This window comes from Chloroflexota bacterium, assembly GCA_020850535.1.
Classification (GTDB): Bacteria; Chloroflexota; UBA6077; order UBA6077; family JACCZL01; genus JADZEM01.
The window spans coordinates 109,092-118,420 of the sequence record JADZEM010000143.1 but is presented as its reverse complement, the minus strand read 5'-3'; the positions used below and the strand labels follow the sequence as shown (position 1 = coordinate 118,420).

Sequence of the window (9,329 nt, the reverse complement as noted above, 5' to 3'; positions counted from 1 at the left end):
GGCGGTCGGGGGTTGAAAGCCCCGCCTACAGTCATTCCGTCGCTGCGCGACGGAGACCGGGAACGGCCGGCACTGGTGAGACTGGCGCGTCGCGCAGCGACTGCAGGATCGTAGGCGGGGCTTTCAAGCCCCGACGCCGCGGCACGACGACATCAACATGCAATCGCCCTGGATCCGTGACCCGCCGACCGGCGTCACATGGATGTATCAGCCGCGGCCCACCCTCAGTACGAGCGCGGCATCCCCAGGACGTGCTGCCCCAGGAACGCCAGCACCAGGTTGTTGTTGACGGGAGCCACCAGGAAGAGGCGGGCCTCGCGGAACTTGCGCTCCACGTCGTACTCGACCGCCATCCCGTAGCCGCCGTGTGCGCTCATACAGGCGTTCGCCGCCTCCCAGGACGCCTCGGACGCCAGCAGCTTCGCCATGTTTGCTTCGGCGCCGCAGCGCTTGCCGGCATCGAACAGGGCCGCCGCCTTGTCGCGCACCATCGAGGCCGCCTCGACGTGGGCGTAGGCCTGGGCAATCGGGAACTGGACGCCCTGGTTCGCGCCGATAGGCTTGCCGAACACGACCCGCTCAGACGCGTACGTCGCCGCCCGCTCGACGAACCAGCGGCCATCGCCAATCGCCTCCGACGCGATCAGGATTCGCTCGGCGTTCATGCCGTCGAGGATGTACCGAAACCCCATGCCCTCCTGCCCGATCAGGCTGTCGGCCGGGATCTCCAGGTCGGTGAAGAACAGCTCGTTGGTCGCGTGGTTGATCATCGTCTCGATAGGCCGCACGTCGAGGGCGCTGCCGGCCTCGCGCAGGTCCACCAGGAAGACCGACAGGCCGCGCGTCTTGTCGGTCAGCTCCTCGTAGGGCGTCGTGCGGGCCAGCAGGAGCAGCAGGTCGGACTGCAGCACTCGCGAGATCCAGATCTTCTGTCCGTTGACGACGTACCTGTCGCCCTTGCGGACGGCCGTCGTCTGAATCCGGGTTGTCTCGGAGCCGGCGTTCGGCTCGGTCACGCCGAACGCCTGGAGCCGCAGCGCACCCGACGCGATCTTCGGCAGGTACTGCTGCTTCTGCTCGGGGCTGCCGTGCCGGAGCAGGGTGCCCATGATGTACATCTGGGCGTGGCAGGCCGCCGAGTTCGCGCCAGCCCGGTTCAGCTCTTCGAGGATCAGGCTCGCCTCGGTGATGCCGAGGCCTGCGCCGCCGTACTCCTCGGGGATCAGGCAGGCCAGCCAGCCGGCCTCGGTGAGCGCCCTGACGAACGCCTCAGGGTACTCCCGCTTCTGGTCAACCTCGCGCCAGTAGGCATCTGGGAAGTCCTTGCAGATGTCGCGGATCGCCGCACGGATGGCGTCATGCTGCTCGGTCCGTTCGTCGTCGTGGACGGCGGCCATCGGGGTCCTCCCTGGCGCAAACAGTCTTGCCGTGCGCCAAGTGTACCGCCGCGCCGCCCGGCGCTGGCCGCCGTGATCCCAGGCGCTGGCCGCTCCACGCTGCTTCTGGCGCATACTCCCGCCGACGTACGCAGGGGGCGGCAGCAGTGGCACGCGATATCTACACGCGCCTGAACGAGATCGACGATACGGCGCTCCGCACCATCGCCCAGATGCTGGAACGGCGCGGCAATCATCCGCAGCAGGTCGCGATTCGCACCGCCTATCTGGACGCCCTCGGCGACCTGTCTGGGCTTCGGGTGCTGGAGGTCGGTTGTGGGACCGGCGTCATCACCCGCGACCTCGCCCGTCGGGTCGGAGCGCACGGCTCGGTGGTGGGGTCGGACCCGTCGCACGGGATGATCGCCGTGGCCCGTGAGCTCGCCGTCGCTGATGGGCTGCCGGAATTGCGGTTCGAGGTGCAGGATGCCACGGCGCTGCCGTACGCCGACGCCGCCTTTGACCTCGTCTGCGTCATCACCGTGCTCTCGCACGTCCCGGCCCGCGAACGGCTGCTGCGGGAGGTGGTCCGGGTGACCCGCCCCGGCGGCCGCGTGCTGGTCGTCGATGGCGATTTCGCGGCCAACCAGATCGCCCATCCCGACCGCGCGCTGACGACGGCCATCGTGGATGCCTGGCGGGCGAGCGTGGTGGACGATCCGCAGGTGACGCGACGGCTCGGGCCGCTGCTGACGGCGGCCGGCCTGCAGCCGAAGGCGTTCAACGGCCACGTCCACCTTGAGGCCGGCCACGCGGACGACGCCACGTCGTTCATCCTGCCCTGGGCGCCATTCGCCGCCCAGCAAGCGGTGCAGGCCGGCGCGGTGACCGAGTCCGAGGCCAGTGGGTGGGTCGCCGGCGTCCTGGCTCTCAACGAGCAGGGACTGCTGTTCGGCTCGGTGAACTTCGTCAGCGCGATCTGCGACCGCCCGTGAGAGGCCCTGCTCACGACGGGATCAGCCGTGCAGGCGTCACTCGCGCACGATGTGCCCGTCCACGATCTTCCACTGTCCGTCGATCTTCTTCAGGTCGTACCGCTGCCTGAGCCGTCCTGAAGCGTCCCGCACCACCTGTCCGCTCTCGGCGTACGTTCGGTCGGACCAGACCTCGACTGTCTCGATGGTCGCGGTGGTCTCGTCGATCAGGCTCACATTCGTGAACTCCAGCGACGTCAGCTCAGCCCGCCGATCGTGCCGGTCTCGCCGCAACTGGGCAACCTCCGCCGTCCGCTCCTGGAGCCAGTGGCCGTCGTAGAACTGTGGGTACACCTCGGCGGTCCCGCTCCGCCCGACGCCGCTGCGCCACGCCGCGTTCCCCTCGGCCACCGTGGCCTTCATCATCTCGACCTCAAGACGCGCGTCAGGCTGGTGGGAGCAGGTATCGATGCTCGTCCACGCCTTGCCGCGCACACCCTGGGCAGCCGACCGCAACGCCTCCAGGCGGGCCGGCACCTCAGGCGCGCCGAGCGCCGCCGCGCGCTCGTAGGCGTCCACGGCGTTTGAGGGCCAGCAGCCCAGCTCGCCGTGATGCTTACGCGTCGGCATCGCGTACCAGAACTCGACATCCGCGAAGGTCTGGAGCACGGCCGGGTCGTCGGGCGCGAGTTGCAGCGCCCGCCGCGCCCGTTCGCGCGTCGTCATCCCAAGGGCGTCCACCAGCCCGCTGGGTATGCCCTGCTGCCCGTTGACACAGATGCGGCCCCCCTCCCAGGCGCACGGGGCCGGCCCCCCGACGATGTCCATCGCGGCATCAGCCGCCGCCCTGAGCACCTGCGGATCGGACATGCCGCCGCCGAGGATGGCCTGCTCGGCTTCAACGTACGTGCGCCACGCCGACGACCGCACGTAGGTCGCGCCGGCGTCGCGGGCTGGCTCGATGTCCCGGAACCGCCAGACCACCCGCGTGGAAGAGGCTTCGGCAGCGTCCGCTGGCCCGTACACTTGATCGTTGCGCGGATAGGTCCGCAGCTTGCCGGTGTCGTCGAGATGCCAGAACAGCTCGGGGCCGCCCACGAAGGCCCCACCGGTCTCGGCGCGGAGCGTCACCGTCACCTCGCCAATCGATCCGAACCAGAGCGCGCCAGTCCGCAGCACGTACATCGGCTGGACCCAGCGGTCAGACGCACGGTCAGTCAGCACCTGATCGTAGGTGACCTGGACGGCGGTGGTCCGACCGGCCGGGTAGGTCATCTCCCACATCGCCCAGTCCTCGCCGTAGCCCGCCGACCCCGCGTTCTGGACCTCTTGCCGCCACGACCGCGGCGGCTGCCCGTCGATCGCTACGTCCAGCGTCCGGATCTTGTACGCGCTGAACGTGCCCGGCGACTCGGCCCGGCGAACGCCCTGTGCATCCGGCTCGGCCAGATGATCGAACAGCGAGTGAGTCGAGGCCGGAAACCCGACCTTGAGAGTCGCTTCGGGGCCGTCGTTCACCATGGTGAAGGTCGCCGTGACCTTCGCGTGGATCTCGTCGCCCTGCTCCACGATGACGATATCCACGGTCTCGGCAGCCATCCGCACCTGGATGTCAGGATGTCCGGGAGCAAGGCCGGTCGGAGACTCCCAGAACGGAGCCTGGTCGGCCCACGCTGGCGCCCCGGCCGCCGCGAAGATCGCGAGCGCGCCGACCACGGCAACCAGGAATCGCAGGTATCGGCGCATGATCTCCCCCCGCCGCCTACACCTTCGCGCCAAGCTCCGTGGCGATCCCCTGGATCTCTTCCCAGGTCGACTCGGCCAGCTCGATACCCTCGGCCTGCCGCTTCCGGCGGTTGGTGTCCTCCGGCTGGCCCGGCACCAGCACGCCCGACGACCCCGGCGCGAGCGGCACATTCGTCACCCGCTCGCAGATCGCCGTCGCCTCAGCCACAAAGTCCTCGATAGAGCGAATCGCCGTCGGGTCGATGGCCAGGAAGAACGCGCCGTTCTTGCGGCCTCGCTCGTCGGGCGGCACCTCCGCGCCGGTGAGCGCAATCGACAACAGCTCGATGGCCAGGGCCAGCGCGTAGCCCTTGTGGCCGCCGAACGGCTGGAGCATGCCGCCGCCCGTGTAGAACTGCTCGACATCGTTGGTGGGTCGGCCCTGTGCGTCCACGATCCATCCATCGGGGACTGGGACGCCCTTCGCGCGGGCCACACGCAGCTTGCCCTCGGCCACCGCCGTCGTCGCGAAGTCGAGCACGAAGGGCGGCCGATCCTTGAGCGGAATCCCGAACGAGATCGGGTTGGTGCTCAAGACGCGCGCCGCGCCGCCATGGGGTGTCCCGGCGTACGGCCCTGCGCCCCAGGAGACGCCGAGCATGCCGATCACGCCAGCGTTGGCCGCTTGCTCGGCCCACTCGCCCAGCCGCCCGATGTGGGAGACGCGGGTCGTGGTGACCAGGCCAAGCTGGTTCTGCTTCGCCTTCTGGATCGCCAGATCCATACAGGTGTGCGCCGTGTACTGCCCGAAGCCCCACGCGCCATCGACCTGGATAACGGCCGGCCCTTCCTTCGTCACCTCGGGCCGGGCAGCCGGCAGCAGCGAGCCGTTGCGGATCAGATTCATGTAGCCGGCGATCTGAATGACGCCGTGCGAGTCGTGGCCGGCCAGATTCGCTCCGACGAGCGAGCTGGCCATGAACGTCGCGATGTCCGACGGCGTGCCGGCCGCCTCGAAGATGGCCGAGGTGGTTCGGTTCAAGAGACCAGCGGATAGGGTCAGCACGTTCCCCTCCAGCGCTGCCCGCGTCGTCGGGGCGCGCACGGAGATGAGAGCCGGACAGACGGTCGGTTGTCAACCGTCTACACGCTCGGACGAGGGCGGATCGCGCCCGATGCCGTTCAGAGAGGACGGCCGGCCGCGCCGCAAGCGTCAGCAAGTCGGACCTACACCATTCAGGTCCACTCGCTGACGCTCATGGTACGGAATCACCACGGGCGCCGAACTGAACGGCTTTGGCGATTCGAGCCTCGGCGCTTACTGACGCGCGAACGGCACCACCCAGATCCAGATCACGCTCGCGTAGGCCGCGCTGCCGAAGATCACGAGCAGGTGAAAGATCTCGTGGTAGCCGAAGATGTGCGGCACCGGATCGGGCCGTTTGAGCGCGTAGATCACCCCGCCCACGGCGTACAGCAGACCGCCCGTGACGATGCCGCCAATCGCCAGCGGCGGCAGCGCCGACAACAGCCCCGGCAGCGCGATGACGCCGGTCAGCCCGGTGGCGAGGTACAGCCCGAGGCGCGGGCCGCGCGCCAACCGGAGGTGGAGGACGGAGACGGCCACGCCGACCACGGCGATCCCCCACACCGACGACAGCAGCGCGACCCGCTCCCAGCCGTGCAGCACGTTCACGCCGATGGCCGTCGTCGTCGCCGCGATCATCACGTAGATGTTGCCGTGATCGAGCGACCGCATGATCTTGCGGCGCGACGGCGTCCAGGTGATGACGTGGTACAGCGAGCTGCAGGCGAACAGCCCGACGGAGGTGATGCCGTAGAGCAGCATCGTCGCCAGCCGGGGGCCGTCGCCGAGGCAGCGGACGGCCAGGGCAACCGTCAGGATGGCCGCGAGGCCGGTCGCCACCACGTGCGACCAGCCGCGCAGCAACGGGCGCGAGCGCGGCGACAGCACAACCGCGGCGTTCGTCATGCGCCCTCCGAGTCAGGATATCGTGGTCGGAGTATAGGGGCGCATCGGCGGTTGACGAAAGGCTTCTTCCGTCTCGGATGGCCCGCGCCGCCTGCTTCCCTCTGCCCATGCCAATGAGAGAGGACGCCATCCGCACCAGGAGCGTCGGCGAGTCGGACCATCGCCATACAGTCCACGCGCTGACGCTCGCGGTGCCGAAGCGCCATGGGCGCCAATTCGAGCGGCGTTGGCACCCCGCTCCCGATGCACGGGAGCGGAGCATCCGAAAGACAACCGCGCGCGGCGGTCTAGATCAGTGGCTTCAGCGCGCGGCCCGGCGTCTTGCCCGTGTGCTCGCCTGCGTCCAGCGCCAGCTCGCCGCTGACGAACACGTAGCTGACGCCGGTGGCCGTGACCAGCGGCTGCTCGTAGGTGCTGCGGTCGGCGATGGTCGTCTCGTCCCAGACGGCGAGGTCGGCCACGAAGCCCTCGCGCACGAGGCCACGATCCTTCAGGCCGATCCGCAGCGCCGGGGCCGAGGTCATCTTGCGGACAGCCTCGGCCAGCGGCATCACCTTCCGCTCGCGGACGAACCGCCCCAGCACCCGCGCGAACGACCCGAACGAGCGTGGGTGCCGACGCGAGCCGATGCACAGGCCATCGCTGCCGTGGGTGGCGAGGTCGTGGGCCAGCATCTCGTCGAGCGACTCTTCCGTCGAGGTCGATGGACTGACGAAGGAGACGCCCAGGTCAGTCTCGACCAGGGTGTCGCACACGAAGGTGACAGGCGGCTTGCCGGCCTCGTTGGCCGCTTCCGCGATGGTCCAGCCTTCGAGGTGCTGCTCGCCACCCTCGATGCTCGCCATCGTGTACTGGTCCCAGGGGTTGCCGGCCGCGTCAAGCTCGGCCTCGATCCTGGCCCGCGTTGTGGGATCCTTGAGCCGGGCGATGATGGCCTCCGGGCCGCCGACATGGGTCCAGGCCGGCAGCCGGCTGTGAAGCAGCGAGCTGCCGCGCGTGTACGGGTAGTTGTCGAAGCTCAGGTCCACGCCCTCGGCGCGCGCCTCCTCGTACAACCGCAGGATGTCCCTGGGTCCGTGCGACTTGCCGACAGAGTCGCCGCGCTGGTGCGAGAGATGGACCTTGACGCCCGACTTGCGGCCGATCTCAATCGCTTCCTTGATTGGATCGAACACCTTGTCGCCAAGGCTGGAGCGCATGTGGGTCACGTACACGCCGCCGCGCCGCGCCACCACCTTGCAGATCTCGATGAGTTCGTTGGTATCCGACCAGAACTGCGGCGTGTAGTCCAGACCGGTGGCGAAGCCGACCGCGCCATCGGCCATCCCCTCGTCCACAAGCTGGCACATCCTGTCCAACTCGGCAGACGTGGGGAGGCGATCCTGCATCCCCATCGCCTCGACCCGCACGGCGCAGTGCGGCACCAGGAAGGCGACGTTCGTGGAGACCTGCCTGTCGAATCGCGCCAGGAACGAGGCAACGGTGGTCCAGTCCCAGCCAACGTCGGGGTTGCCGTTGAGGGCGGCCAGGTGACGCCGCAGCAGTTGGAGCGTGTCGGGGGAGACCGGCGCGTACGACAGCCCGTCCTGGCCCATCAACTCGGTCGTGACGCCCTGGTAGATCTTGCCGGGATGCTCGGGCTCGGCCAGCATCATGACGTCGGCGTGCGTGTGCATGTCGATGAAGCCTGGGCTGACGATCTGGCCGCCGCAGTCGATCACCCTGGCGGCGGCGTCGGTCCCGACCCTGCCGACCGCGACGATCTTGTCGCCCTGAATCCCAACCTCGCCGCGATACCACGGGTTCCCGCTGCCGTCGAGGATGCGGGCGTTTCGCAGGAGTACGTCGAGCACCATGTCCTCCGGGGGGAGCGTCCAGCGTGGGGCGCAGAGCGCCCAGGCTCCCACTGTCGGCATGACCGGGGTCACACCGCTGTGAGGCGACGGTAGCACGGCGTTGCCGCCGTTGTCGACGGCCGGCACGGGCACCGCAGGGCGATCGCATGTTGATGTCGTCGTGCCGCCGCGTCGGGGCTTGAAAGCCCCGCCTACACTCCTGCAGTCGCTGCGCGACGCGCCAGTCGCACCAGTGCCTGCCGTGCCCGACGGCCGTCGCGCAGCGACTGCGTGACGGTAGGCGGGGACTTCAGTCCCCGACCGCCCGTTCCATGATGCTTCGGGGACACCAATGAACATGCAATCGCCCTGATGCTGCTACCAGGGCAATCGTCTGTTGAGCGCGTCGTGCCGCCGCGTCGGGGCTTGAAAGCCCCGCCTACACTCCTGCAGTCGCTGCGCGACGCTCCAGTCGCACCAGTGCCTGCCGTTCCCGACGGCCGTCGCGCAGCGACGGCGTGACGGTAGGCGGGGACTTCAGTCCCCGACCGCCCGTTCCATGATGCTTTGGGAAACCAGCGTACATGCGCTTGCCCTGGGGTGAGCGCCTTCCACCGGCCGCGCCGTGAAGGCCACCCGCCATCCGCTCAGAACCCGATGGCGTGATACCCCGCGTCCACGTGGATGATCTCCCCCGTCACGCCCGACGACAGGCCAGACGCCAGGTAGAGCGCCGTCTGCCCAACCTCCTTCGCGTCCACGTTGCGGCGCATCGGGGCGCGCTTCTCGTAGTGCTCCTCCATCGTCGTGAAGCCCGAGATCGAGCGCGCCGCCAGCGTCCGGATCGGCCCCGCCGAGATCGCGTTCACCCGGATGTTCTTCTGCCCCAGATCCATCGCCAGGTAGCGCACGCTCGCGTCGAGCGCCGCCTTCGCCACGCCCATCACGTTGTACTGCGGCACCGCCCGCTCGCCGCCCAGGTACGTCATGGCGATCACCGAGCCGCCGCCGCGCGCCTCCATCAGCGGCTCGGCCCGCTGGACCATCGCCGTCAGCGAGTAGGCGCTGATGTCCAGGGCCATCGCGAAGTTGCCGCGCTTGGTATCCGTAAAGCGGCCCTCCAGATCCTCGCGTGCCGCGAACGCCACCGCGTGGATCAGGATGTCCAGGCCGCCGAACTCTGTGCCGACCGCGCCGAAGACCGCGTCCAGATCCTCGTCCCTGGTTACGTCGCACGGCAGCACCAGCTTGCCGTCCACCGTGCCTGCCAGCTCGCGCACGCCGGCCTCGATGCGCTCGCCCTGGTAGGTGAACGCCAGCGACGCCCCCTCAGCCGCCAGCGCCTGCGCGATTGCCCACGCGATGCTTCGCCGATTCGCCACGCCGAAGACCAGCGCAGACTTCCCTTCCAGCAGTCCAGCCATCG

General features: G+C 69.0%; 7 protein-coding genes. 1 reads left to right on the top strand and 6 read right to left on the bottom strand.

The annotated features are described in order from the left end of the window. Positions 1-224 precede the first annotated feature (224 nt). Positions 225-1,397, bottom strand: a complete 1,173-nt coding sequence (locus IT306_21880; protein ID MCC7371080.1) for an acyl-CoA/acyl-ACP dehydrogenase — start codon at positions 1,395-1,397, stop codon at positions 225-227. A 146-nt stretch (positions 1,398-1,543) separates the two neighbouring features. On the opposite strand from IT306_21880, the gene IT306_21875 reads away from it, so the two are divergent. After that, complete coding sequence (locus IT306_21875; protein MCC7371079.1) at positions 1,544-2,371, top strand: methyltransferase domain-containing protein; 828 nt, start codon at positions 1,544-1,546, stop codon at positions 2,369-2,371. 36 nt (positions 2,372-2,407) lie between these two features. Here IT306_21875 and IT306_21870 read toward each other — a convergent pair whose 3' ends face one another. The 5 genes from IT306_21870 to IT306_21850 form a co-directional block, all read right to left on the bottom strand. Continuing rightward, a complete protein-coding gene (locus tag IT306_21870) occupies positions 2,408-4,096 on the bottom strand; it encodes a DUF4101 domain-containing protein (GenBank protein MCC7371078.1) in 1,689 nt (562 codons plus the stop codon). A 16-nt stretch (positions 4,097-4,112) separates the two neighbouring features. Beyond that, positions 4,113-5,141: an Ldh family oxidoreductase gene (locus tag IT306_21865; GenBank protein ID MCC7371077.1), complete on the bottom strand. Its 1,029-nt coding sequence runs from the start codon at positions 5,139-5,141 to the stop codon at positions 4,113-4,115. A gap of 252 nt (positions 5,142-5,393) precedes the next feature. Beyond that, positions 5,394-6,068: a hemolysin III family protein gene (locus IT306_21860; GenBank protein MCC7371076.1), complete on the bottom strand. Its 675-nt coding sequence runs from the start codon at positions 6,066-6,068 to the stop codon at positions 5,394-5,396. A gap of 287 nt (positions 6,069-6,355) precedes the next feature. Further along, a complete protein-coding gene (locus tag IT306_21855; GenBank protein MCC7371075.1) occupies positions 6,356-7,984 on the bottom strand; it encodes a D-aminoacylase in 1,629 nt (542 codons plus the stop codon). A gap of 566 nt (positions 7,985-8,550) precedes the next feature. After that, a complete protein-coding gene (locus tag IT306_21850) occupies positions 8,551-9,327 on the bottom strand; it encodes an enoyl-ACP reductase (protein ID MCC7371074.1) in 777 nt (258 codons plus the stop codon). Between the last annotated feature and the right edge of the window lie 2 nt (positions 9,328-9,329).

Excerpts from the sequence above, each read along its gene's own strand:
- IT306_21880 (MCC7371080.1), bottom strand. The coding sequence starts at position 1,397 with ATGGCCGCCGTCCACGACGACGAACGGACCGAGCAGCATGACGCCATC.
- IT306_21850 (MCC7371074.1), bottom strand. The coding sequence starts at position 9,327 with ATGGCTGGACTGCTGGAAGGGAAGTCTGCGCTGGTCTTCGGCGTGGCG.
- IT306_21870 (MCC7371078.1), bottom strand. The coding sequence starts at position 4,096 with ATGCGCCGATACCTGCGATTCCTGGTTGCCGTGGTCGGCGCGCTCGCG.
- IT306_21860 (MCC7371076.1), bottom strand. The coding sequence starts at position 6,068 with ATGACGAACGCCGCGGTTGTGCTGTCGCCGCGCTCGCGCCCGTTGCTG.
- IT306_21855 (MCC7371075.1), bottom strand. The coding sequence starts at position 7,984 with ATGCCGACAGTGGGAGCCTGGGCGCTCTGCGCCCCACGCTGGACGCTC.